Consider the following 25655-nt stretch of genomic DNA (forward strand, 5'->3'; position numbering starts at 1 on the left):
TCGGGCGTATGGAGTGGTCGACGGCCGGCCGGGCACTGCCCGGCCAGGACGTCTCCGGTGACCGCGCGCTCGTCCTCGACACCGGCGCCGGCGTGCTGTTCGCGGTGCTCGACGGGCTCGGTCACGGTGCGCCCGCGGCCGAGGCGGCCGATCGCGCGACGCTCATCCTCACCGAGAACTGCGGCGAACCGCTGGACGTGCTGATGGTGCTCTGTCATCGCGCGATGGTCGAAACCCGTGGTGCCGCAGTGTCCTTGGCGCTGATCGAGCCGGGCGAGACGCTGCAATGGCTCGGGGTCGGCAATGTCGATTCGCGACTGCTCACCCTCGGCCCGGCCGGTCCGGAGCTGCGGGCCACGATGCTGCTCACCGGCGGCATCGTCGGGTACCGGTTGCCCTCGCACCTGCAGCCGCAGACACTGCCGATCCGCCCCGGCGATCTGCTGCTGATGGCCACCGACGGAATCGTCGCGGTCGGCCCGGAATCGCTTGACCTGGCCAAACCCGCCACTGCCATCGCGGGCGATCTCCTCGCGCGCGACGCGAAGGACACCGACGACGCACTGGTGCTCGCCGCGCGTTTCCGTGGGCCATGCCCGTGAGGCCGCGACACCGCGGCCTCTTCCCACCGACCCGGCCGATAAGAGGTTGCCGATGAGCGCCGTCCTGGTCGCATTTCTCGACGACTATTCGGTGGCCATGCGCCGCCACGTCGCCGCGCCCGGCCAGGCCGGCCTCTCGGAGGGATACGACCTCGGGCGGCGGGCCCTCGTCGAGGGCATCAGCCTGCTCGATCTCACCGAGCACCACTTCCGGACCGTTGCCCGCGACGCCGAAACGCAGGCCGATCCGCGCCGCGCCGAGGTAGCACTGGAATTCCTGCTGCAGACCATGGCGGCCCTCGACATCGCCACCCGCGGCTATCTCGACGGCACCCGCCGCTACGAGCAACAGCGTTCCCGCGCGGAGGATCTCGAAGGCCGCGACGCTTTTCGCACCGCGCTGGTCGAATCGTTGCAGGACGGGTTCTTCGTCGCCGACGATCACGGCACCATCGTCGAGGTGAACTCCGCGTTCGGGGTGCTCACCGGGTACGGCGCCACCGAGGTGCCGTTCGGGCTACCGCATCCGTGGGCACTGACCGATCGCGCCGGCTATCCCCAGATCGGCACGGAGGCATCGCGATTCGTGATGCCGGTGCGGCATCGCGACGGCCGGGAACGCTGGCTGGCGGTGAGCGCGAGCTCGCTGGTGAAGCAGGAGAACGACGAACGGATCTTCGTCGGCACCGTGCGCGATGTGACCGCCGAACACGACGCACAGGCCCGCGACCAGGCCGCCTCACGCCTGGCCACCGCCGTCGGCGCGGCAACGAGCATGGTGGAGGTCCTCGCGGTCGGACTCGACGAACTGCGCCGGACCATGGGCGCCGAGACCGCCCTGGTGGCGATCTGGCCGAGCCGGACCGGACGCCCCGATGTCTACTCCTGCGGGGTGACACCGACGAGCAGCGAACAAGCCGATCCCGAACCCGAAACCAACGGCATCGCACCGCAATTCACCGCAACGCCGATGCGGCAGAGCGGCCCGCGCGCGGACGGCCCCGTCGTGCTCGACGACGACACCCAGGCTCTGCTCGACCGCTCGCGCAGACAATCCGCCCGTGGGCTCTCGGCCATCACCGGCGACGAGGGCGGAGTCGACGCGGTCGTCGCACCGCTCGGCGAGACCGGGGACGCGGCGCTGTGGGTGCGCTTCGGTGCGCCACGCGCGGTGAGCGCCGCCGACTGGGCGCTGTACTCACTGCTCGTCGGTCATCTCAGCGTCGCACTGCAGCGCGCCCGCAACTTCGATCAGGCCCGCGCCACGTCGCTCACCCTGCAGCGGGCGATGCTCGGACCGATCGAACTGCCGCCCCGGTTCTCGGTGCACTACGAACCCGCCCTGCCGCCCTTGGAGATCGGCGGCGACTGGTACGACGTGGTGCCGTTGCGCGACGGCACCATCGGTGTCGTCGTCGGCGACTGTGTCGGCCGTGGTCTGTCCGCGGCCGTGGTGATGGGCCAATTGCGTACCGCGGCAAGGGCTCTGCTGCTGCGGGGCGCCGGACCGGCGCAGTTGCTCGCCGAACTGGACGCCGTGGCCTCCCGGATCCCGGGCGCCATGTGTACGACGGTGTGCGCGGCCGTGCTCGATCCGGAGCGCGGGATGGTGCGGTACTCGAACGCGGGCCACATGCCGCCGGTGCTCGCACCGCCCGGCGGGCCGGGCCGGATCCTCGAAGGCGGACGCGCGGTCCCCCTGGCCACCTTCGACACCCCACGCAGGCCGGAAGCCACCACGGCGCTGCCGCCGGGCGCGACCTTGGTGCTGTTCACCGACGGCCTCGTCGAGCAACGCGGGTACGACATCGCCGATGGCTTCGTCAAGATCGCCGAAGTGCTCAGCGAGACCGGTGCCGCGCTCCCCCGCGATGTCGCCGACGCGGTGCTGTCACGGCTGTGCCCGCCCGCGGGCTACGACGACGACGTCGCCATGGTCGTCTACCGGCAGCCCCCGGAGCCGTTGCGGCTCGACTTCCCCGCTGCCGCAGCCGAATTGGCCGGTGTGCGCCGGGGCCTCTACCGCTGGTTCGCTACCGCCGCGGTCCCGCACGACCTGGCCGCCGACCTGGTCGCCGCGGCCAATGAGGCCTGCAGCAACAGCGTCGAACACGCCTACCGCGACACCGAACCCGGCCGCGTCAGCCTCACGGCCCGCTGCGACGGCGACCGGGTGGTCCTCGAGATCGCCGACAACGGCCGCTGGATCCCCACTCCCACCGACCCCGGCTATCGCGGTCGCGGGGTGGAGATGATGCGGGTACTCACCGAGGATCTCACTTTCGATCACGACGAGAACGGCACCCGGGTTCGCATGTGGGTGACCCTGCCCTCGATCACCTTCCCCACCGCGAATCCGCTGCGCGCCTCCTCACGACCGCCGGCCGTCAGCTCCCGGCAGAATTCATTCTGACCGGGTCGTTTCGTAGGCCTCGACGTCGAAGGTCTGCAACATCCGCCGGAACCGGAAGCTGAAATCCGGCCACAGGGTGGCGTTGTGGCCGTTCTCGTCGACGAACCAGCTGGTGCAGTCGCCCGCGTTCCAGACGGTGCCGTCGAACTTGTCCTGCAGGTCCCGGTTGTAGGTGGTCTGCGCGTCCTCGCGGACCTCGACTGTTCGCAGGCCATTGGCATCCATCGTCGTGATCGCGTCGATGATGTAGTTGATCTGGGATTCGATGGTGAAGATCGCCGAGGTGTAGCTCAGTGCGGAGTTCGGGCCGATCATCAGGAACATGTTCGGGAAGTTCGCGATGGTGGTGCCCTTGTAGACGCTCAGTCCCCCGGCGCCGAAAACCTCCGACAGGGTGCGCCCGTCCCGCCCGCTGATCAGGTCGTAGGTCGGCGAGTCGGCGATCCGGAACCCCGTTGCCAGCACCACGGCGTCGACTTCGCGCTCGGTGCCGTCGTTGGCGACGATCGACTGTTCGCGGATCTCGGCGATGCCGTCGGCGACGACCTCGACATTGTCGCGGGCCAGTGCCGGGTAGTACACGTTCGAGATCAGCATTCGCTTGCACCCGAGGCGATAGCCGGGTGTCACTGTGCGGCGCAGCTCCCGGTCCCGGATCACCCACCACATCTTCATACGCGCACCACGCGCGAAGAAGTCGGCGAACGGCGGGTACTTGGACTGCCAGAGCACGAAAGACTCACGCACCCAGTACACGCCGAGCCGCGCCAGCCGCTGCGCACCCGGAACTCGCCGGTAGTACAGGCGTTCCAGCCAGGTGTACTTGCGCCCCATCCGCGGCAGCACCCACGGCGCGCTGCGCTGGTACAGGTCGAGCCGGGCGACCTCACCCGCGATGGACGGCACGATCTGGATCGCGGACGCACCGGTACCGACAACCGCCACCCGCTTGCCCGCGAGCTCGAACTCGTGGTCCCAGCGCGCGGAATGGAAGATCGGGCCACGAAATGTGTTGATGCCCTTGATATCGGGCAGATTCGGAGCGCTCAGCGGCCCGGCCGCCGACACCGTGATGTCGGCGGTGTAGGCGCCATGGCTGGTCCGGATCTCCCACCGCGCGGTGTCGTTGTTCCACCGCGCGTCGGTGACCTCGCAATCGAGGACGATCGAATCACGTACCCCTTCCCGGTCCACCACATCCTGGACGTACTGCTGAATCTGCGGCTGCGTCGAGAACGAATGCGTCCAGTGCGGATTGCGGGCGAACGAATACGAATACAGCTGCGACGGGACATCGCACCCGGCACCGGGATAGGTGTTGTCGCGCCAGGTTCCGCCGACATCGCTCGCACGCTCGAAGACGACGAAGTCGGTGATCCCCCACTGGCGCAGTCGGATAGCCACACCCAGCCCGGCGAAACCGGCGCCGATGATCGCGACGCGGGTGTGGCGCGCCGGCGTTGCGGTCACAGCGTCTTCGTCTTGGTGTCGTAGGCGTCGATGTCGAACTTGCGCACCATGCGCCGATATTTGAAGCTGAAGTCCGGCCACAGCGCGGAGTTGTTGCCGTGCTTGTCGAGGAACCAGCTGGTGCAGCCGCCGTTGACCCACACGGTGCGGGCCATCTTCGGCGCCAGCTGCTGGTTGTATTCGACCTGCGCGTCCAGGCGGACCTCGAACGACTGCAGGTTGCGCTGCTCCATGGTGGTGATCGCGTCGACGATGTAATTGATCTGGGATTCGATGATGTAGATCAACGAGGTGTAGTTCAACCCGGAGTTGGCGCCGAGCATGAAGAAGATGTTCGGGAAGTTCGCGACAGTGGTGCCCTTGTACATCTGGTAGCCCTCGGCATCGGCCGCCTCGGACACGGTCCGGCCGTCGCGACCGGTGTAGAGGTTGAACGTCGGCGAATCGGCGACATGGAAGCCGGTGGCCAGCACGATGGCGTCCACCTCCCGCTCCGTGCCGTCCTCGGACACGATCGAACCGCTGCGAACCTCGGCGATGCCGTCGGTGACGACGTCGACGTTGTCACGATCGAGCGCACCGTAGAACTTGTTCGACACGAGCATGCGCTTGCACCCGATGCGATGCTTGGGCAACACTTTTCGCCGCAGCTGCGGGTCACGGATCTCGAAGCGCATCTTGAACCGCCCGACCGTTTCCAGCACGATGCCGGTCCACGGATACTTCACCTGGGTGATCACGAACAGCTCGCGGGTGGTGTAGATCAGCGCCCGCATCAACCGTTGCAGACCCGGAATGTGCTTGAAGGCGAAGCGTTCCGGCGCCAGGTAGGGCCGCGAGATCTGCGGCATCACCCAGGTGGCGGTCCGTTGGTAGACGTCGAGATGCTCCACCTCCGGCGCGATCGACGGAACGATCTGCACCGCCGAGGACCCGGTGCCGATGACGGCGACCTTCTTGCCGGTCAAGGTGGCGTCGTGGTTCCAGCGCGCGGAGTGGAAGATCTCGCCCTCGAAGCTCGAGATCCCCTTGATATCGGGAAGATTCGGCTCGGCGAGCACACCCGCCGCCGACACGATGAAGTCGGCGGTGAAGGTGCCCTTGCTGGTCTCGATATCCCACCGGCCCTCGGCATCGTTCCAGCGGGCCGCGGTCATCGCACAGTCGAAGATGTGCTTGTCGCGCACACCGTAGCGTTCGGACACGGTGCGCAGGTACTGCTCGATCTCCGGCTGCGGCGAAAACGACCGGGACCAGTCGGGATTGAGCGCGAACGAAAACGAGTACAGATGCGAGGGCACATCGCAGCCCGCACCCGGGTAGGTGTTGTCGCGCCAGGTACCGCCGACATCGGGGCCACGTTCGATGACCACGAAGTCGGACAGGCCACGCTGGCTCAGCCGGATGGCGGTGCCGAGGCCGGAGAGCCCGCTGCCCACGATCATGACCTGGACGTGGCGGGTGTCGTTACTGCTCATGGGGCGACCTCAGCGAGATTCGTAGATGCGTTTGTGACCGGAGACGGCGGCCAACCGGAACGGGCGACGGGTTTCCGCCGCCATCGCGTGGTAAGCCCCGTCGCTGGGCGAGGTGGCCTCGTGCAGTTCCCGGTAGCGCTCGTAGCCGAGCAGCTCACGGGAGCTGATCGCGGCCAGGTTCGCCTCGGTGCGCAGGTGCGCGCGGTAGCCGGGTTGTACTGTGCCGCTGAAGAATTCGGCGACACTGCCCGACCCGTAGCTGATCATGGCAAGGGCTTTGTCGGTGAGGTCGTCGGAATGGTCGAGCAGCGAGGCCAGCCCGAGGTAGAGCGAGGCGGTGTAGCTGTTGCCGACCGTGCGGTTGTAGGTGGTCGTGTTACCGATCACGGCTTCGATCGCCTCGGCGTCGGCGGTGTGGCCCTGACTTTCGAGCAGGTGACGGTGCGCCTTGTAGGCCATCTTGGTGAAGGGCTGGTGATAGCAGAACGCGGCGAACTCACCGAGTGCGCGCCCACCCTGGCGGCGGTAGTCGGTCCACGCCTCCTGGGCGGCCTTCTGATAGGCGTTGACCGAGGTCTTGCCGTCGACGATGGCCTCGGTGCGGTAGTTCGGGCGCCAGAAGTCCATGATGTCGGCGCTGTAGAGGCCCGACACCGGGTCCAGCGCCAGGATCGCGGGGTCCGCGGTGACGAGCATCGCGACGGCGGCAGCGCCCTGGGTCGGCTCCCCCGGTGTGTCGAGTTCGTACTTGGCGATGTCGGCGGCGATGACCAGCACGCGCTGCGACGGGTCGCGGGCGATCAGGCCCGCCGCGAACTGCAGCCCGGCGGTGCCGCCGTAGCAGGCCTGCTTGAGCTCGACGACCCGGGCGGCATTGGGCAGCCCGATCAGCGAATGCAGGTACAGCGCAGCGGCTTTGGACTGGTCGACACCGGTCTCGGTGGCCAGCAGCACGGTGCGGATGTTGTCGGTGCCGTGCCGTTGCAGGATCGGCTCGGCGGCGGCCGCGGCGATGGTGACGATATCCTCGTCGGCGGCGGCGACGCTCATCTTCTCCTGGCCGATGCCGAGGTAGAACTTGTCGCGATCCACCCCGAGTCGCTCGGCGAGGACAGCGTGATCGAGAGCGTAGTGGGTGGTGGCGAACGAAAGGTCGTGGATACCGACCGGCGTCATTGTCATCGTGGGATTCCGTTGCTCGTGGTGGACCGCTCGAACTGGGTGTGTGCGCGCATCAATTCACCGCGATTGGTCTGTGCCGCCATCAGCGACAGCTCCCCACACAACACGGTGGCCGCCCCGATCACCGCGAGGCGTCGGGCGTTCTCGCCGGGCTGCCGGTCTTCGCGGCAACCGAGGCGTTCCAGGTTCTCGTCGACGAAACTCGCGTGCTTGCCGTTGCCGACCGTGCCCACGATCAGGTTGGGCAGGGTGCACGAGAAGTAGAGGTCACCGTCGCGATCCTCGGCATGGGTGATGCCCTGGGAACCTTCGACGATATTGGCGGCGTCCTGACCGGTGGCCAGGTAGTACGCGAGCAGCATGTTGGCGTAATGCGCGTTGGCGGAACGGATTCCACCCGCCAGCAGGGTGCCGATCAGGTTCTTGCGGATATTGAGCTGCACCACCTGCGCCGCGGTGGTGTGCAGCCGCTGGGAGACCACCTCGCGGGGAACGAGCAATTCGGTGATCACGTTCTTACCTCGACCCAGAATGCCGTTGACCGCCGTGGCCTTCTTGTCGGTGCAATAGTTGCCGGAGATCGATCCATACCGCACACCAGGCATAGACGTCAGGATGTAATCCATCAGGTGATCGCTGGCCAGGGTCGCCATGTTGTGGCCCGAGGCGTCACCGGTGGTGAACTCGAAGCGCAGGAACAGCAGGTTGCCGGCGATCTGGTGGTGCAGGTCGATGAGCCGGGCGAAACGGCTACTGCCCGCGACCACCTCCTGGAGCTCGGCCATGCGGCCCTCTAACTGCTGCACCGTGGTGTAGGCGGTGTAGGCGTCGTCGGCTTCCAGCAGGATCGAGCGGGTCATCCGCTCGTCGATCAGCGTCGCGACGATGCCCTTCTCGGCCAGGGTGCTGATCCGCGCGCCGCGCCCGACCGAGGGCCACAGCGGGGTTTCGTAGGTGGCCAGGGGAACGTCGACGGCATCGTCGACGACATTTCCGGTAATGCGCACAGGTCCCACCCACTGCAGCGGCACCGCCGCGTACGACATGTCATTCATGGGTGACTCCTTCTCGATGTTTCCGATTCACGCCACCAGGGGCTCCGGTGGGCAAGTGCTGCGACGTCGATACCGCGAAGCCGGCAAAAGCTCGCGACATCGCCGGTGATGAGCAGGTCGGCGCCGACCAGATCCGCTGGGGTGCGGGCGCCGAGGACGGTGAGGATGGTGCGAAGCTGGTCGAGCCAGGTCCCGATCTTGTCCACCAGGGCGGCGGTGTCCTGGCTCACCAGGGTTTCCAGGAACGCGCCGGCGACGCCGGTCGCGTTGGCGCCCAGCGCGAGTGCGCGCGCGATGTCCAGTGGCGAGCGGATGCCACCGGAGGCGGCGATATCGATGCCGGCGATGTCGGTGCAGTCGAGCAGGCAGTTCGGGGTGGACTGGCCCCAGCTCTCGATGAACCCGAAATCACCGCCGACACGCCGATCGTTCTCGATACGAGCGAAATTGGTACCGCCGCGGCCACCGACGTCGGCCACCGACACGCCCGCGTCCCGCAACCAGGTGACGGTCTGCCTGCTCAGGCCGAAGCCGACTTCCTTGACGAAGACCGGCACGGCGGTATCGGCGACGATGCGCTCGATCTGGCGCGGCCAGGACCCGAAGGAGCGGTCGCCCTCGGGCATGACCACTTCCTGCACGGCGTTGAGGTGGATCTGCAGCGCGTCGGCCTCGAGCAGGTCGATGGCGCTGCGTACCTGGTCGACGGTCGCGTTCGCATTGACATTGGCCATCACGAAACCGTGCGGATTCTCCTGCCGCAGCACACGATAGGTGCCCGCGACCGCCGGGTCACGGAAGTAGGCGCTCATCGAGCCCGACGCGATGGGGATTCCGGTCTCGCGGGCGGCGATGGCGAGCTGGCGGTTGATCTCGCCCGTCTTGGTACTGCCACCGGTCATCGCGTTGACGAACAATGGTGTGTCCCAATGCTTTCCGGCGACATCGACCGCGAGGGAGACGTCTTCGGCGTCGATGCCCGCGAGGGCGTGATGAACGAAAGTGACGGAGTCGAAGTCACTGACACCGGTGGCCTGGCGTTGGTGGTTCACCGCGTGGCGGACGTGGTCGTCCTTGCGATCGGCGATCATCGGTGGTCCCCTTCGACTGGGTGGGTCCGCAGGGGCAGCGGACGGATTCCGGCGCTGATCCAGCGGCCGGTGAGTTCGGCGATCGCGGCGGGCCGGGTGCGCTCGATGAGCGCGATCCCGCAGTCACCACCACCGGCGCCCGAAGGCTTCGCCGCAGCGCCGACCGCAGCGCCCGCCTCGCACAGCGCGCGCAGACGTGGCGTCATGATCCCGAGACCCGAATTCGCATCGAGGTCGACGAGCAGTGCTCGGGCGCTGTCGATTTCGACTCGCACGGCCCGGGGGTCGTCGGCCTCGATGGCGGCGACGAGTCGTTCGACGCACTCGTTGCTGTGTGCCAGGAAGGTGCTGCGGTCACCGTCGAGTCCGGCGACCAGTGCCGGTGTGGAGGCCGGGTTTCCGGTCCAGCCGACCTGCACGGTGAGCTCGGTCGGGGTGGGCAGCGGGCGGACCGACAGGCCCGGCCACGGTGAGCGCAGGGCTGCCTCGACGCCGTCGCGGGCGAGCGCGGCAGCCACCTGCGCGCGGTCCGGGGATCGGTAGGCGAGCCAGCCACCCCAGGTGCTCACGGCGACATCGCCGCCCGAGGCGCGCGGGTTGACCGCGATCGTGGCGAGCATGGCCAGACGGTACCGGTCCATGGGATCGAGGCCGAGGGCGAAGTACTGTCCGAGGGCGGCGACCGTCGCCACCGTGACGGCCGCGCTCGAACCCAAGCCGAACTTGCGACCGTCGGCGTCGCCGAGGTCGGCGGTGACGCTCAGGCGGAACGAAGAGACGGGAACCGCACGTTCCACGAGTAGCCGGGCAACGATCGACACTGCCGCGAAAACGTAGGAAAATGCCACTGGCACAACAGCATCGGGAGTGGGCACCAATTCGTCACCGTGACGCCCGCACGACAGTGTGATGCCGCCGTCCAGATCCGAATGCAGGGTGATGCCCTCGCCGGGAACCGCCGCTGTCACCGTGGCGGTCGCGTAGCGGTCGACCGCCGTGAGCACCGCGAGGTGTCCCGGCTCGACCACGGCGTACTCACCGGCGATGAAGAGCTTGCCCGGTGCGCGACAACTGATCATCGATCGCCACCCGCCCCGAGAGACACACCGGGCGTGGGCGCGGTCGTCGGCGATGCGCCAGGTGTTGGCGCGGGCGCCGCACGGGATGCGCCGGCTGTCGCCAGCGATACTCCGGGGCCCATATGGGCGGTTCTCGTGGTGACGAAATCGCCGAGACCGTCCAGGGTGGCGTTGACCTGCGCTGCGTCGGCACGGGTGCACAGCACCTTGACGTTGGGACCCGCATCGATCGTGGCGTACGCCATGATCCCGTCGGCGCGCAGCGCGAGTACCGCGTCGAGGATGGCGATCGAATGCGGTGACAGGTACCGGATTCCGGGGCGCGCGGTGAGCATGGTGGCGTGCATGCCGAGGGCATTGCGCTCGGCGATCTCCCCGATCGCGGGAAGGTCTTGTCGCGCCACGGCTTTGCGCATCTCCGCCAGATCGAGCACCGACGATTCCGCCCACGGGCGATAGAACGGTGACGTGGCGGTGGTCTGGCGCATGGCGACTCGGCTGGAGACCGCCTTCGCGCCCTGGTTCACCACGGCGACCACCAGGGCCGGGTCCAGTTCGTCGCCGCCGATCGGCTCCGCGTACGAACTCAGGTCCCCCGCTTCGCCTTCCCCTTCACCGGCATGCCAGACGACGAATCCACCGAAGACCGAGCGCGAGGCCGAGCCCGAGCCGCGCCGGGCCAATCGCGACAAGGCGCGCGGGTCGACGTCGAGTGCGAAGGCGGCAGCGGCGGCAGCGGCCAGCGCCGCGAACCCGCTCGCCGAAGAGGCCAGACCGGCGCCGGTCGGCCCGGCATTGGACGTCACCACCATCGCCCGGTCGTCGCGACCTGCCTTGGTGCGCACCAGATCCAGGAACGTCTCGATGCGGGCGCGGGCGGCACCGGTCGCCGCGACACCGTTGAACTCGACGACATCGGCCGGTCCCTCGATCAGCCGCACCGACGTGGTGGTCGGGAAGATATCGAGCGTCATCGACAGGCTGCCCGTGACGGGCAGGAACAGTTCTTCGTCCCGCTTACCCCAGTACTTCACCAGGGCGATGTTCGGATACGCGACCGCGACAGCCTCGGCGGACGGCCCTGGCACGGCGCCACGTTCGGTGGCTGCGGGTGATGCGGGAGTAGAAGTCATTGGTTGGCACCGTGTTCCGATGTCGAGACGGATAGGGACTGCGCGCCCGAACGCAGGCTACGGGTGGGGACCGTCCAGGTCTGCACCGCACCGGCCCGGCGCAATGCGGCGCTGACCGTGCGCGCGTCGCCGGTTTCGGTGAGCGCGAGGACGCAGCCGCCGAGGCCGGCGCCGGTGAGCTTGGCACCGTAGGCGCCCGCGTCCAGCGCCGCGGCGACCAGGGTGTCGATGTGGGGGGTGCTCACGCCGAGTTCGGCGAGCAAGTCCTGGAAGTCGAGCATCGCCCGCCCCAGCGAGGCGGGGTGCCCGGTCGAGAGGTCTGCCGCGGCACCGCTGATCAGCTCACCGGCCCTGGCCAGTAGCCCTCGCGCAGACCGCGGATCACGCTCGAGGGTCCGGCGCACCCCGGCGACCGCGTGTTGAGTGGACCCGGGCACCCCGGTGTCGGCGATCACCAGCGCGGCGTCGAGACCGATATCCAGTGCGGTGGCGGTCCCTTCGTGGAACAGGATGGGGCCGTCGGCGAGCACCGCGCTCGCATCGATACCGCTTGCCCTGCCGTGCGCGACCTGTTCACCGCACTGCACGAGTTCGTAGAGCGTGGCGGGATCGACGGCCCGGCCGTGCAGATCGGCGACCGCGCGCACCGCCGCACCCGCGCAGGCCGCACTCGATCCGAGCCCACGGGCGAGCGGAATATCGCACTCCATCACCACATCAGCGATATGACCGGTCAGGCCCCAGCGCCGCAACGCCTCCTCGACCGCGACGCGCGGCCCGGACAACGTGTTCTCCACAGCATTCGGGTTACCCGCGACGAACCCGAAGTATCCTTCGGGAACCTCGATGACCGCACCCGGCGTGCCGGGACGCGCGATCGCCCGCACCGACAGGGTCGGCAGCGGGAACGCGATGGCGGGCGTCCCGTGCACCACGGTGTGCTCACCCAGCAGGATCGCCTTGGCGTGGGCCCGACCCACGCCACGGACCGGGCCGGTCGCTGTGGAGCTGTGTTCAGTGCGTTCTCGAACCGGACTGTTCACGACGATTCCTCTCCAGACTCGGCCCGGCCGTGCCGGTTACCGAGACGATCGACCGAAAATTACGCGCACGGATGGGAAGAACGCGGGTACCCGTGCGGCATATGCACGATACGACGCTCCGAAACGAGCGATGAGATCGCGCTCCTCCAGATAGGTTCCGAGCAGGATGTACCCGGTCAGCCCGAGCGCCCACACCAGGTGCCCGACGGTGAACTCACCGGCGAACCAGAACGAGACGAGCAGACCCGTCATCAGCGGATGCCGAACCAGTTTGTACACGCCGTTGACCTGCAGGCGGTCGACCGTCGCGTCCGGCACCTGGATCACGTACTGGCGGTAGGCCTGACTGATGCCGAGCAGGTGGAAGTGGTTCAGCAGCAGGGTAGCCGCGTAGACCAGCACGAAACCGATCCAGAACCCGGTGTCGAGTGCCACCCCGAGCGCACCGTCGGCCGACCACAGCACCTGCGGCACCGGCTGCCACGCGAGCATGATCACCCACATCACCAGGCACACGCCGATGATGTAGACGGTCCGCTCGAGCGCCTCGGGCACCCAGCGGGTGATGAACGCCTTGAACGAGGGCCGGGCCATCCCCGAGTGCTGCAGCGCGAACAGCGCGAGCAGCACGAGGTCGATCGCGATCGCCGGGACCGCGGACAGGTGCGGTCCCTTGTCGACCGTCTTGGGCAACCACCAGCCGCCCACGAACAGCAGCATCAGGGGCACCGTGATGCCCGCGAAACCGTAGACGGCGAAGGAGAACAGGAACGGGACGAGCCGTGCGGGGGTTTTCACCACGCCCCGAACCTGGTGGGGTGTCATCAGATCCATGCGAACCACGGCAGGAAACGCGAACGGACGGTGCCCGCTGCCAAACGCGTCTCCAGGCGCGCCTTCCACTTGTTGCCGTAACCCTCATTGAGGAAGCCGCCGGGCACGACCAGACGCCACCCCGACTGCGCCACCATCCAATACGGCACGATGACGCCGGGGTTCACCTCGCGCATGTAGTCGAGCTTGTCTGGGATCTGGCTCCAGTGGATGCCGGGGTAGCGGTGGTGCACGCTGTGGTAGCCCTGGTTGAAGATCAGGACGTTGAGGATGTTGCCCGCATTGTTCAGCGAGGTGCTCGGCTCATCGGTGAATCCGCGTGCGGGGGCGTGGCTCAGCCAGGCGAAGTAGCCGGCGTTGACCTGGGTGATCAGGAACGGCACCCAGTAGAACAGCACGAACTTCTCGAAGCCGGCGACATACCAGACGGAGCCGATCACGACCGCGTACACGGCCAGGTCGAAGAGGAACTGGTGGCGCGTCTTGCGGCGGCGCGGCGCCGGGTTCGCGGCGAAAACCGTGCGCACGGTGTGGATCTTGACGACCATGCCGTAGCGGACCCAGTACCAGAGGGCACCGATGCCCTTGTCCATGCCGGTGGTCGCGGTGACGTCGCCGGGGCCGTCGTTGAAGCGGTGATGGTTGAGGACGTGCACCTCGCGCATCTCGGCCGCGGTCAGGTTGCCGGGCAGGCAGCACAGGATGTCGACGACACGGTTGGGGACCTTGGACACGAACAGCGGGCGATGGGTGTGCATGTGCATCACGCCGATGGTCAGCGAGAGGTTGAGCAGCGAGAGCACGATGATCAGCGGCACCGCGAGGTACCAGGTCGAGGTGCCTGGCACGAACAGCGCGGCCGAGGTCATGCCGATCCACAACACGATGTGGAGCAGCGGGCCGACATTGGCTGCGTGCTCGAGTTTGAACACGCGCCGGCTGAACGGCGGTTTCTCTGTGGGCGCGACGGGCGTTCCGGTGCTCATAGGAGAGCTCCTTCGCTAGTAGTGACGATCATCGAGGACGTGTTCCCCGACTACTGATGGCTGCTGTTGTCGAGTGCGGCGAGCTGCAGCCGTGTGGCCAGCGCCCGGATCGCGTCGGGTTCATGGCTCGGCACCCGCTCCATGGCACCGAAGGCCAGGTGATCGGCGATCATCATGGTGCGGATCGCCGAATCGGAGAGTTCGCCGGTCAAGCGGCCTTCGGGCAGCGTGTGCACCAGTGCGAAGGTGGTATCGACGATCAGCGGCATCAGCGAGGTTTCCGCCGAGGCGAGGTCGCCCGCACCGAGCACCTGCGACGCCGAGGCCGAGCCCGTGGTGAAATCCGGTGAGGCATCGAGCATTTGATGGATCGCGGCGTCGCCACTGCGGCGCACACGCTCGAGCATCTTGATCCAGTACACCGGTGAGGCGGCGGCCAGGGTGGCCGCGGCGACCGGGCGCCGGAAGGGCGCAGGCGCGTCGACGGCACCGCACAGGAACGCCGAGGTCGTGATCGTCATGTATGCCATCGCCGCCCGCGCGCCCAGGCTCGGCGTGCCGGGGCCGAGCTTGGCCAGCAGGGCGAAACCGCCGAGGGCGGGGGTGAGCTGGCGCAGCATCACCATGCGCGTGAGTTCCTCGTGGTCGGCGGCGCCGTAGATCGCGAGTTCGTTGTCGCGCAGGTCGTTGGCCGACTGGGCGATCACGGCGACACAGCCGGTCAGTTCGCGCAGATCCGCTTCGGGCAGAACATCTTCGGCGACCAGGGCACACGCGTAGTGGGTGATCCGGCCGAGCACGCCCTCGCTGTAGGCGACGCGGGTCAGTGGTGCGTCGATATTGCGGGCCATGACCCGGCCGACATCGGTGAGCACGTGGCCGACGCGCTCGCGGCCCGGTGCGGGCAACGCCGTGAGCAGTGCCCTGATGTCGGCGATGCGCTCGGCGAGCACCCGGTCGACCGCTTCGCTGTCGCGGATCTTGCCCTCGAGCGCGGGCAGCGGCGGCGGGAGGGTCTCGCTGGTGCCGGTGAGGTATTCCACGGCCGCAGGCACGGCACTGCTCGCGACCGCGCGATCGCTGAGATCTTCGAAGGCGTCGAGCACGCGACAGGCGAGCAGCGCGGCCGTGGCTTCAGCGCGCACAGTCGCGGGCAGCAGGCCGACGGCGATACCCAGGTTGCGGCCCGCGGGGATCAGGGCGAGCGCGGCCAGTTCCTGCGGTGAGCGCGCGGCCCGCAGCGCGGCCAGATCCGGGGCGCGGCGCAGGTTGCGCAGTCCGCGGATCAGGAGGGGAAGTCGTGCTGTGCTCATCGGGATATCACCTGCTGGAGGAGTTCGCGCAGGTCCTCGCGCGCGAGGGAAGGTGGGAAGACATCCAGGGCGCGGGTGGCCTTCTCGGTGGCGTCCATCGCGACCAGGCGGGCGGCTGTGGTCGCGCCGCTGCCGACCAGGTCTTCTTGCAGTGTCGCGCTGGAAATCTCCGCGTCGAGCCACATGTCACGGGCGCCGGGGCGCGAACCGAGCCATTCGATCACCGGCCAGGTCGGCACGCGGCGCTCGAGGTCACCGCAGGCGTCCTTGCCGAGACCGGGCCCGCCTTCGATGTCGCGGACGTCGTCCATGATCTGGAAGGCGAGCGCGAGCTGGTCGGCGTACTCCATCAGGGCGTAGAGCCGATCGAGATCGACACCGCCCGCGGTGCCGCCGTAGGCACACGACAGGCGGAACAGCGTGCCGGTCTTGGCCCCGGCCACGAGTTCGTAGTGCCGGCGCAGCGCCACCTCGTCGATCGAGGGTGGCAGCGTCTCGATGAGCTGACCGTAGGACAGGTCGGAGAGCCGATCCGCGTAGGTGATGCCGGGTGCCTCACCGACCCGCGCGAAGATCCCGGGATTGTCGGCCAGCACCCGGGCGACGACCTGCATCGAGGCCCCTGCCAGGTGAAACCCGGCGCGGGCACTGGTGCGTACGCCGAACGCGGCGGGCACCGACGCAGCGTCACGGCGCAGTAGTGAGCCGTCGCAGATATCGTCGTGAACCAGCGAGGATTCGTGCAGCATCTCCATCGCGCAGGCCAGATCGACGGCGTCGCCCAGCGGTGTCGCGGTGTCGGCGGCATCGGGGCGCAGGCCGGCGCAGGCCAGGACGAGCCGTGCCCGCACGCGTTTGCCGGGAGCGGCCAGGATGTGGGTGTAGATCGCGTCGAAGTCTTCGCCGGTGATGAGCAGTTCCCGCAGCCGTTCGGTGACCAGCGCCAGCTGCTCGACCGGTCCGGCCGGTCTGGGCAGGACCACCACGTGGTCGCCCGAGTGCTGCTCACCCGGGTGCTGTGCTGCGGGTAGCGCGGGATTATCCATAGCGCTGAGCTCCTTTGGTGTGGTCACGATGCGGAGAGGTTCACCGGCGACGGCCGGGCACGGGTTTACGGAGATTCCGGCGGGGCGGTCGTCGGGAGTCACCTCTCGCAGCCGACGGGTCGAGCGTCCAGTTCGCCTACCGACGGGTAGTTTTCTGTAGGAAGCTCGAGATGTCAAGCATTTCAACATGTTCCAAGTTTCAACCGCGCAATTGTGGTGTATCACAAGGATTTACGAATTTTGCGAGCGGGGCGCACAGCAGAAGTGGACGGCTCCGATACCGTCAAAGTTACGTAATCTCCTGCACCCCAATGGCTTCCGCGTCATCGCAGGAAAGCCGGGCATGAACTCATCGATCGCCGGGGAACCGACCTCAGGGTCGTCCGGCGATGTGCGGGTCGACAGGCACACGGTTACGTCGGAACCGCACCACATCAATGTTGTTGGCACACACAGGGTTACAGGACCAGAGTGAGATGAACTGCCAGACCGTCAACAGCCTCGGTGACAGTGCAGCTCTGTCAGAACCATACAATCCGCAGCGCCTTCCCGCGAGCCGAGGCGCGATCGGGAACCGACCCGGAGGTCTGCGACGATCCGACATCAGGATCGGCGGCACATTGAAATATGTTGCAGCACTATTAGTTTCGCTTGCAAGATACCGAGCCACCGAAGTGTCAAGCGAAAAGGCGCGAAACGCCGCAGTCCGCCGCCGACCGCACGGAGGACCGGACACCCCGCTCGCCAAGCGCCGACCGAAGGGATCAGCGGGCGGCGGTACTGCCGCGGTTGCCGAGAACCAGCAGGTCCGGCGTCGGATGGTCGACCAGTGGCGCCGTGGAACGGGCCGGGGGGTGCATGATCGTGCAGCGACGGGCCAGCAGGGTGCCGCAGGCCAGGATGGCGGTGGTGATCAGGTCTTCGGCCAGGGGCAGATCGTCTTCGCGGTAGCCATACACCGAGAAGCGCACCGTGTACTGGCTGTTGAGCGGGTCGGCCTGCTGGACCGCTTCGGCAGGGCAGCTCGCCAGGAGCATGACTGCGGCGGCCAGGTCGGCACAGGGATCACCGCCGACCAGCGAACCCGAGGCGTAGGCAGCGAAAAGTGTGCGCAGGCAAGGCTGTTCGGGCCGCTGCTGGGAGTCCTGGATCTGCGACCAGCGGCGCAACGCCGGGTGATCGGCGATATCGGGCCTGCCCTGCCAACGCCGACGCGCGCAGTCGAGCAGCCGGGCGGCGGTGGAGTCCCACAGGTGGGGCGCCTCGATCCGGGCGACGATCCGCAGGCGGCGGCATTCGTCGGCAGCGGTGACCGCGGGCGGTTCGATGAGGGGCGTCGCCGCTTGCCGGTGCGTCTGCATGTCGACCTCCTACCGCACGAGAGAAGAACCGAACGGGCGCCGCGCGGCGGCGCAACCGCGCCGCCACGCCAGGCGGAACGCCCACGCCGCGGCCAGCACCGACATCACGATGACGGCCGCGATCGCCCCGAAAATCACCCCGCCGGACCAGCCGACACCATGATTTCGCGCGATCAACGCCAACGCGAAGATCGGCCCCACCGTGATGAACACGGGGATCAACAAGATCAACCCGAGAGTGACCAGACTCGACGGCGTCATCGCTGTTTTCGCTGCGGAGAGATCGCGTCGGGAGATCATGGTGTGCGGCCCCGACGGCTGCGTGACTGTAGCCATTTCCGCCCTCTCCGTTACCTGAATGGAACCAGCGAAACTATCGAGTCCCAAACGTACAGCCCCGATCCGGCATAGCGCGCACTTCGTCACGAAACAGTGATAACCCGAAACTGAACCCGATCCAGCTATTCGACATACACCCAGTTCAGACACTATTTTCTAGGTAGCTACAGATTTGCTAGAGTCGGATTTCATTCAGATCAGATAACAATTTCAGGCACCGATCACGCCCCCTTCACCGTTCTCATCGAGCTGGTCGCAGGCCATCGAGAACGATTTCGACAACGGCTGACGTTTCGGTGGGATCGGTGCCGCCGATAAGTAGCCGGTAATACAACCGCACCGAGAACAGTTCGAACATCTCCCTGATCGAAATGCCATCGCGCAATTGCCAAGAGGCTACGGCGATTTCGAGTCACCGGGCACATTGTTCGACGCGTGGATCGACCGTCACCGCGCGCAATCAGCTCGGTTCGCTACCGAAACTGCCCTCCAAGCGATTTCGCGAACCGGGGTGCACGAGCCGTGCCACGCTGACCAGCCCACCCGACGACCAGGTGCGGCGGCGGATCAGCAGGCACGGCTCGTCGGCGTCGATGCCGAGCAGTGCGCACTCCTCGCGAGCCGCCCGCACCGCCTCGACGACATGCTCGCCGCGCAGCAGCGGGGCGACCTCGCTGAGGTAGACGTTCGGGGTGACGGCGCTGAAGTCCTGGGCGAGGTAGCCGGGGGCCTGCGCCGGGTTGACGTAGCGATCCTCGAGCTGGATCGGCACACCGTCCTCGAAGTGCACGAGCAGCGAGTGGAATACCTTGCCGCCCATCGTATTCGCGAGATCCTGGTCGCCGGGCACCTCCGACCGCACGAACACCACCTCGGTGCGATGACGGTGTCCGCGGCCGGTGATCTCGTCGGCGATATTGCGGACCTCGAACAGCGGCGAGGTGGCCTTGCTCGCCGCGACGAAGGTGCCGACACCCATCACCCGGGTGAGCGCACCGTCGGCGGTCAGGTCACGCAGGGCGCGATTGATCGTCATCCGGGACAGGCCGAGGGCGGCGACGAACTGGTTCTCCGAGGGGATCTGCTCCCCCGCGTTCCACCGTCGCGCGGTGATCTGCGCCATGATCAGCTGCTTCACCCGCTCGTACGCCGCGAATTCGCTGCCGAGCTCGCCGTACAGCGCGGCCAGCTCCGCATCGATTACCTCGATTGCCACCACCGAAAATCTCCTCGCCTCGCCCAGAGAATACGGTGCGCCCGAACGCCGACGTCACCTGTATATACAGGACTATACTGGCCTCATGAACGACGCGCCGTCACCTGTCTCGGGCCCACGTCCCGTGTCCGCTCCGCGCGGCACCGAGCTGCAGACCCTCGGATGGCAGCAGGAGGGCGCGCTGCGGATGCTGATGAACAACCTCGATCCGGAGGTCGCCGAACGTCCCGATGACCTGGTCGTCTACGGCGGGACCGGACGGGCGGTGCGCAGCTGGGCAGCGTTCGACGCGATCGTGCGAACGCTGCGAACCCTCGCCTCGGACGAGACCTTGCTGGTGCAGTCGGGCAAGCCGGTCGGGGTGTTCCGTACCAACGAGTGGGCGCCGAGGGTGCTGCTGGCGAATTCCAATCTCGTCGGCGACTGGGCCACGTGGGAAGAGTTCCGCAAGCTCGAGCACCTGGGGCTGATGATGTACGGGCAGATGACGGCCGGGTCGTGGATCTATATCGGCAGCCAGGGCATTCTGCAGGGCACCTATGAGACCTTCGGTGCGGTGGCGCGCAAGCGTTTCGGTGGTTCCCTCGCCGGCACGATCACCCTCACGGCGGGTGTCGGCGGGATGGGCGGTGCGCAACCACTCGCGGTGACGATGAACGGCGGTGTCGCCCTGTGCGTGGACTGCGATCCGGCGCGGATCGAACGACGGATCGCCCACGGCTACCTCGATACCGAGGCCGAAACCTTACGGGAAGCACTGGATCTGGCCATCGCCGCGCGCGACGAGCGCAAGCCGCTCTCGATCGGCCTGGTCGGTAACGCGGCCGAGGTGTTTCCGCAACTGCTGGCCATGGCCGCGCCGATCGACATCGTCACCGACCAGACCTCCGCGCATGATCCGTTGTGCTACTTGCCGATCGGGGTCGCACTCGACGACTGGCACACCCTCGCCGAGAAGGACCCGGTCTGGTTCACCACCGAGGCGCGGGCGTCGATGGCCGAGCAGGTGGAGGCGATGGTCGGATTCTCCGACGCCGGGGCCGAGGTGTTCGACTACGGGAACTCGATTCGCGACGAGGCCCGAAAGGGCGGCTACGACCGGGCTTTCGCGTTTCCCGGTTTCGTTCCCGCCTACCTCCGCCCGCTCTTCGAAGAGGGCCTCGGGCCGTTCCGCTGGGCCGCGCTCTCGGGCGACCCGGCCGATATCGCCGCCACCGACCGGGCGATCCTGGAGCTGTTTCCCGACAACGAACATCTGCGCCGCTGGATCACCATGGCGGGCGAGAAGGTGAAGTTCGAGGGTCTTCCTGCCCGGATCTGCTGGCTCGGCTACGGCGAACGGCACCGCGCGGGCCTGAGATTCAACGAGATGGTCGCCTCGGGCGAGCTGTCCGCTCCCCTGGCCATCGGCCGCGACCACCTCGACTCCGGCTCGGTGGCCTCCCCCTACCGCGAAACCGAGGCGATGGCCGACGGTTCCGACGCGATCGCCGACTGGCCCTTGCTCAACGCGCTGCTCAATACCGCCTCCGGCGCGAGCTGGGTGTCGATCCATCACGGTGGCGGGGTCGGGATGGGCCGGTCGATCCACGCGGGCCAGGTGTGTATCGCCGACGGCACCGCCCTGGCCGCGCAGAAGCTGGCGCGCGTGCTGACCAACGACCCTGGCACCGGTGTGATGCGCCACGTCGACGCGGGCTACGAGCACGCGGCCGAGGTGGCTCGCGAGCGCGGGGTACGCATCCCGATGCAAGAAGGCTGACCGGCCCGGATATGACGAGAGCCCCGGCGGTGCCGGGGCTCTTTCCACTGTCAATATATAGCGCATGTGGGGACTTGCGGCAAGGCCCCGTTGGTGCTGCACAATCATCCGATCGCACCGGAAAAGTACAGTTAGGGGCCTATGTCAGCGCACGGGTACGAAGAGGAACGCCGGTCCGAGCGACGCTATGTCGCCGGGTTGTACGCGCGCCTCGATGCCGAGCGGGCACGGGTGAAGGGCCGCTACGGCGCGGCCCTGCGCGCCAAGGGCGACTCCCCGATGGAGCGCGACAACGAGGTGCGGGCGCTGGGCAAACAGGTACAGCGCCTCGACGTGGCCGACAACGGATTGTGTTTCGGCCGGCTCGACGCGGCGTCGGGCGAGCGGTCCTATATCGGCCGGATCGGGTTGTTCGACGAGTCGAACGACCTCGAACAGCTGCTGCTGGACTGGCGGGCCCCCGCGGCGCGCGCGTTCTATGTCGCCACCGCGGCCAACCCGGAGGGCATGCGCAGGCGTCGTCAGTTTCATACGCGGGGACGTCAGGTGGTGGATTTCACCGACGAGGTGCTCGGCCGTCCGGACGGGAGCGAGGGTGGAGCCGATGCCGCGCTGCTCGCCGCCGTCGACGCGCCACGCGGGGACGGGATGCGCGATATCGTCGCGACGATCCAGGCCGAACAGGACGAGATCATCCGCGTGGAGCACCCCGGCGTGACCGTGATCGAGGGCGGTCCCGGCACCGGGAAGACCGTGGTGGCGCTGCACCGCGTGGCGTACCTGCTCTACACCCAGCGCAGGCGGATGGAACGGCAGGGTGTGCTGGTGGTCGGCCCCAACCCGGCTTTCCTGAATCACATCGCCCACGTGCTGCCCTCGCTCGGTGAGACCAATGTCGTGTTCGCCACCACCGCCGATCTCGTTCCCGGGCTGCACCCGACCGCGGAGGACGGCCCCGTGGCAGCCCGGCTCAAGGGCTCGCTGCGCATCCTCGATGTCCTGGCAGCGACGATCGCCGATCGACAGCGCCTGCCCGAGGCGCCCTTGACGATCGCGCTGACCGATGTGACGGTGCGGATCGACGCCGCGACCGCGGAGTGGGCCAGGCAGGAAGCACGGGAGAGCGGTCGCCCACACAACGAGGCGCGCGCGGTGTTCGCCGAGATCATCACCTATGTCCTCACCGAGCGCGCGATCGCCCGCATCGGCGAGGGCTGGCTGACTCGTGACGACACCGAAGCATGGGAACAACTGCGGGCCGACCTGCTCCGCGAGCTGGCCGACACGGCCGAGTTCACCGCGGCGCTCGATCAGTGCTGGCCCATTCTGCAACCGGAAACCGTGCTGTCCCAGCTGTATTCGTCACCCGATCGGCTGCGGGCGGCAGGTGCGGACGAGGCGCTGTGGCGGGCCGACGGTGGCGCGTGGACGGTGTCGGACGTGCCGCTGCTCGACGAACTGGTCGACCTGCTCGGTCGCGACAAGGCCGCCGACGACTCCGCCGAGCGAGAACGCAAGGCCGAGGCCGAGTACGCGGCGGGTGTGCTCGACACCCTGATCAGCCGTGAGGACCTGATGGACGACGAAGACCATCTGCTGGCCCAGGACATGCTCTACGGCGAAGACCTGGCCGAACGTTTCCTCGAGCGCGACACGCGCGAACTCGCCGAACGTGCCGCGGCGGACCGTGAGTGGACCTACGGGCACGTAGTGGTCGACGAGGCCCAGGAACTGTCGGAGATGGACTGGCGGGTGCTGATGCGGCGCTGCCCGAGCCGATCCTTCACGATCGTGGGCGATCTCGCGCAGCGCCGGTCCGCGGCGGGCGCGACCTCATGGGGCTCGATGATGGAGCCCTACGTCCCCGGCCGGTGGATCTACCGTTCCCTGACGGTGAACTACCGCACCCCCGCGGAGATCATGGCCGTGGCCGCCGACGTGCTCGCCGAGTTCGCGCCCGATGTGCGGCCGCCCGACTCGGTTCGCTCGTGCGGTGTCGCACCGTGGTCGCGCCGGGTGACCACGGACGAATTGCCCACCGTGATCGAGGAATTCGTCCGGGACGAGGCCGAGCTGGCGGGGACGAGCATCGTGATCGGTCCCCCCGGCGTGCCGGGAACAGTGCCCGCGTCGGAGACGAAAGGCTTGGAGTTCGACGCCGTCCTGGTCGTCGACCCGCAGCGAATCCTCGCCGACGGCCCCCGCGGCGCCGCCGAACTCTACGTCGCCCTGACCCGTGCCACCCAGCGTCTCGGCGTCGCGCACCAGAGCCCGTTGCCGGAGCCGCTGCGCGGGCTCACCCCGGTCGAACCAGCACAACAGTTGCCGGCGTAGCGATTTCACGCACCGCACCTCCGCGCTGCCGGTCGGCACAATCCCGCTCGGCAGCGCGATCGGCATCCTGCGGTCAGGACCACCGGCGCGGCGATCGGCGATTTCGCAGGCATCGGTCGTCACAGCGGCACGCTGGCGGCGCGCTCCCCGCAGCAGTTCGAACGTGCGGCCCGACCCAGCGATCCGTTTCGGTCGGGTCACTGCGAACATCCCATGGCAACGCGTCGGCGAGCCGGGCCACCGGGCAGATCAGCCCAGGGGGCCTGCCGCCGACTCGGCGGCAGCCACTAGGGCCCCGGTTGCCGCCAGTCGAACCGCTGCTTCGATTTCCGGGGCGAGGTAGCGGTCAGGGCCGGGGCCGGGGATCTCCGTGCGCAGGGCCGCGACGACGGCCGCGGTGGCCGGCGCCGGGGCCAGCGGTGCGCGGAGGTCGAGGGCACGGGCGGCCGTGAGGGCTTCGATGGCAAGGACTCGGGTGAGGCCGTCGAGGGCTCGGCGGAGTTTGCGTGCGGCGGACCAGCCCATCGAGACGTGGTCCTCCTGCATGGCCGAGGACGGGATCGAGTCGACCGAGGCGGGGGTGGCCAGGCGTTTGAGGTCGGAGACGATGGCGGCCTGGGTGTACTGGGCGATCATGTGGCCGCTGTCGACACCGGGGTCGTCGGCCAGGAACGGGGGCAGGCCGTGGTTGCGGGCCTTGTCGAGGAAGCGGTCGGTGCGGCGTTCGCTGATCGAGGCGACGTCGGCGATCACGATGGCGAGGAAGTCAAGGACATAGGCGAGGGGGGCGCCGTGGAAGTTGCCGTTGGATTCGACACGGCCGTCGAGGGTGACGACGGGATTGTCCACCGCGCTCGCCAATTCGTAGCCCGCGACCCGTTCGGCGTGGTCGAGGGTGTCGCGGGCGGCGCCGGCCACCTGGGGTGCGCAGCGCAACGAGTAGGCGTCTTGAACGACAGCGCAGTCCGAGGTCGCGTGGCTGGCGACGATCGGCGAATCAGCCAGCAGGCGAACCATATTGGCGGCCGCGATCGCCTGGCCAGGTTGCGGGCGCAGCGCCTGCAGGTCGGCGGCGAAGACCTTGTCGGTGCCGAGCAGACCCTCCACGCTCATCGACGCGGCCACATCGGCCAGGCGCAGCAGTCCACGCAGGTCGTGGCAGGCCAGCACCAGCATGCCGAGCATGCCGTCGGTGCCGTTGATCAGCGCGAGGCCTTCCTTCTCCGCGAGCTCGACGGGGGCGATTCCGGCGGCGGCCATGGCTGCGGCGGCCGGCCCAAGGGCACCATTCGCATCCCGCACCGTGCCCTCACCGATCACGGCGAGCCCGACATGGGCCAGCGGCGCGAGATCGCCGCAACAGCCGAGGCTGCCGTATTCGTAGACCACCGGGGTGATTCCCGCCGACAGCAGCGCGGCATAGGTCTGCGCGACGACCGGGCGCACACCGGTCCGGCCGGTGGCCAGCGTCGACAGGCGAAGCAACATCAACGCGCGCACCACCTCCCGCTCCACCTCGGCACCCGAACCGGCCGCATGCGAACGGATCAGACTGCGCTGCAATTGCTGACGTGACTCCTGCGGAATATGGCGGACGGCGAGCGCACCGAACCCGGTCGACACGCCGTACACCGGCGTGGGGTCCGCCGCCAGCGCTTCGATCCGCGCCCGGCTCGCCCCGATGGCGGCAAGAGCCTCGTCCGACACCACCACCCCGGCACCACCCCGGGCCACCCGCACCACATCCGGCGCCGAGACCGGACCTGGGCCGACAACGACGGGCCCGGACCGATCCGAGTCGATGCTCACGATGGTTCTCCCTTCACTGCGGCCGGTCGATCCCTGCGCATACCTGTATATACAGCCATATCGACGAGCCGCGACAGCGCGGCCACCCTTGACGTCCTTGTCTATACAG

Annotated in this window: 20 protein-coding genes; 4 read left to right on the forward strand and 16 right to left on the reverse strand. The window is 67.9% G+C overall.

Translation table 11 applies throughout. The features are described from left to right. Positions 1-8 precede the first annotated feature (8 nt). Complete coding sequence (locus tag ACTWPB_RS23835) at positions 9-602, forward strand: SpoIIE family protein phosphatase (RefSeq protein WP_378928943.1); 594 nt, start codon at positions 9-11, stop codon at positions 600-602. 52 nt (positions 603-654) lie between these two features. Continuing rightward, on the forward strand, positions 655-3015 hold the full coding sequence (locus tag ACTWPB_RS23840; protein WP_446222772.1) for a SpoIIE family protein phosphatase: 2361 nt from the start codon (positions 655-657) through the stop codon (positions 3013-3015). Here ACTWPB_RS23840 and ACTWPB_RS23845 read toward each other — a convergent pair. The 15 genes from ACTWPB_RS23845 to hutC all read right to left on the reverse strand — a co-directional run bounded on the left by ACTWPB_RS23845 (position 3007) and on the right by hutC (position 19641). Further along, positions 3007-4485, reverse strand: coding sequence for a flavin-containing monooxygenase (locus tag ACTWPB_RS23845; protein ID WP_446222773.1), 1479 nt, complete (start codon positions 4483-4485; stop codon positions 3007-3009). The two genes, ACTWPB_RS23840 and ACTWPB_RS23845, sit on opposite strands and share 9 nt — an antisense overlap. After that, on the reverse strand, positions 4482-5963 hold the full coding sequence (locus ACTWPB_RS23850) for a flavin-containing monooxygenase (RefSeq protein WP_446222774.1): 1482 nt from the start codon (positions 5961-5963) through the stop codon (positions 4482-4484). The genes ACTWPB_RS23845 and ACTWPB_RS23850 overlap by 4 nt, the downstream gene beginning before the upstream one ends. Positions 5964-5972: 9 nt before the next feature. Further along, positions 5973-7139, reverse strand: coding sequence for a hydroxymethylglutaryl-CoA synthase (locus ACTWPB_RS23855; protein ID WP_446226459.1), 1167 nt, complete (start codon positions 7137-7139; stop codon positions 5973-5975). A gap of 2 nt (positions 7140-7141) precedes the next feature. Beyond that, on the reverse strand, positions 7142-8200 hold the full coding sequence (locus tag ACTWPB_RS23860) for a hydroxymethylglutaryl-CoA reductase (RefSeq protein WP_446222775.1): 1059 nt from the start codon (positions 8198-8200) through the stop codon (positions 7142-7144). Next, a complete protein-coding gene (gene fni / locus ACTWPB_RS23865; RefSeq protein ID WP_446222776.1) occupies positions 8197-9291 on the reverse strand; it encodes a type 2 isopentenyl-diphosphate Delta-isomerase in 1095 nt (364 codons plus the stop codon). The genes ACTWPB_RS23860 and fni overlap by 4 nt, the downstream gene beginning before the upstream one ends. Next, a complete protein-coding gene (locus ACTWPB_RS23870; RefSeq protein ID WP_446222777.1) occupies positions 9288-10370 on the reverse strand; it encodes a phosphomevalonate kinase in 1083 nt (360 codons plus the stop codon). The genes fni and ACTWPB_RS23870 overlap by 4 nt, the downstream gene beginning before the upstream one ends. After that, positions 10367-11503, reverse strand: a complete 1137-nt coding sequence (gene mvaD, locus ACTWPB_RS23875; protein ID WP_446222778.1) for a diphosphomevalonate decarboxylase — start codon at positions 11501-11503, stop codon at positions 10367-10369. Before mvaD ends, ACTWPB_RS23870 begins: the two co-directional genes overlap by 4 nt. Further along, the gene (gene mvk / locus ACTWPB_RS23880) at positions 11500-12546 is read right to left on the reverse strand and encodes a mevalonate kinase (RefSeq protein ID WP_446222779.1); all 1047 of its coding nucleotides are present in this window, start codon (positions 12544-12546) and stop codon (positions 11500-11502) included. The genes mvaD and mvk overlap by 4 nt, the downstream gene beginning before the upstream one ends. Positions 12547-12582: 36 nt before the next feature. After that, positions 12583-13380, reverse strand: a complete 798-nt coding sequence (locus tag ACTWPB_RS23885; protein WP_446222780.1) for a methyltransferase family protein — start codon at positions 13378-13380, stop codon at positions 12583-12585. Next, positions 13371-14366 (reverse strand): fatty acid desaturase, encoded by a 996-nt coding sequence (locus ACTWPB_RS23890; protein ID WP_446222781.1) that lies wholly within the window; start codon positions 14364-14366, stop codon positions 13371-13373. The genes ACTWPB_RS23885 and ACTWPB_RS23890 overlap by 10 nt, the downstream gene beginning before the upstream one ends. 50 nt (positions 14367-14416) lie before the next feature. Then, positions 14417-15679, reverse strand: a complete 1263-nt coding sequence (locus ACTWPB_RS23895; RefSeq protein ID WP_446222782.1) for a hypothetical protein — start codon at positions 15677-15679, stop codon at positions 14417-14419. Further along, positions 15676-16725, reverse strand: a complete 1050-nt coding sequence (locus ACTWPB_RS23900; protein WP_446222783.1) for a polyprenyl synthetase family protein — start codon at positions 16723-16725, stop codon at positions 15676-15678. Before ACTWPB_RS23900 ends, ACTWPB_RS23895 begins: the two co-directional genes overlap by 4 nt. Positions 16726-17489: 764 nt before the next feature. Next, positions 17490-18086, reverse strand: a complete 597-nt coding sequence (locus tag ACTWPB_RS23905; RefSeq protein ID WP_446222784.1) for a hypothetical protein — start codon at positions 18084-18086, stop codon at positions 17490-17492. Positions 18087-18095: 9 nt separating this feature from the next. Further along, on the reverse strand, positions 18096-18422 hold the full coding sequence (locus ACTWPB_RS23910; RefSeq protein WP_446222785.1) for a hypothetical protein: 327 nt from the start codon (positions 18420-18422) through the stop codon (positions 18096-18098). Between the two features lie 463 nt (positions 18423-18885). Continuing rightward, positions 18886-19641 (reverse strand): histidine utilization repressor, encoded by a 756-nt coding sequence (gene hutC, locus ACTWPB_RS23915; RefSeq protein WP_446222786.1) that lies wholly within the window; start codon positions 19639-19641, stop codon positions 18886-18888. Positions 19642-19726: 85 nt separating this feature from the next. Between hutC and hutU the strand changes: the two genes are divergently transcribed. Both hutU and helR read left to right on the forward strand, forming a co-directional pair. Then, the gene (gene hutU, locus ACTWPB_RS23920) at positions 19727-21403 is read left to right on the forward strand and encodes a urocanate hydratase (RefSeq protein WP_446222787.1); all 1677 of its coding nucleotides are present in this window, start codon (positions 19727-19729) and stop codon (positions 21401-21403) included. 141 nt (positions 21404-21544) lie between these two features. After that, positions 21545-23737 (forward strand): RNA polymerase recycling motor ATPase HelR, encoded by a 2193-nt coding sequence (gene helR, locus ACTWPB_RS23925; RefSeq protein ID WP_446222788.1) that lies wholly within the window; start codon positions 21545-21547, stop codon positions 23735-23737. Positions 23738-23986: 249 nt separating this feature from the next. On the opposite strand, the gene hutH is transcribed toward helR, so the two are convergent. Then, complete coding sequence (gene hutH, locus ACTWPB_RS23930) at positions 23987-25546, reverse strand: histidine ammonia-lyase (protein ID WP_446222789.1); 1560 nt, start codon at positions 25544-25546, stop codon at positions 23987-23989. Between the last annotated feature and the right edge of the window lie 109 nt (positions 25547-25655).

The sequence above is a fragment of the Nocardia sp. IBHARD005 genome, from assembly GCF_052814245.1.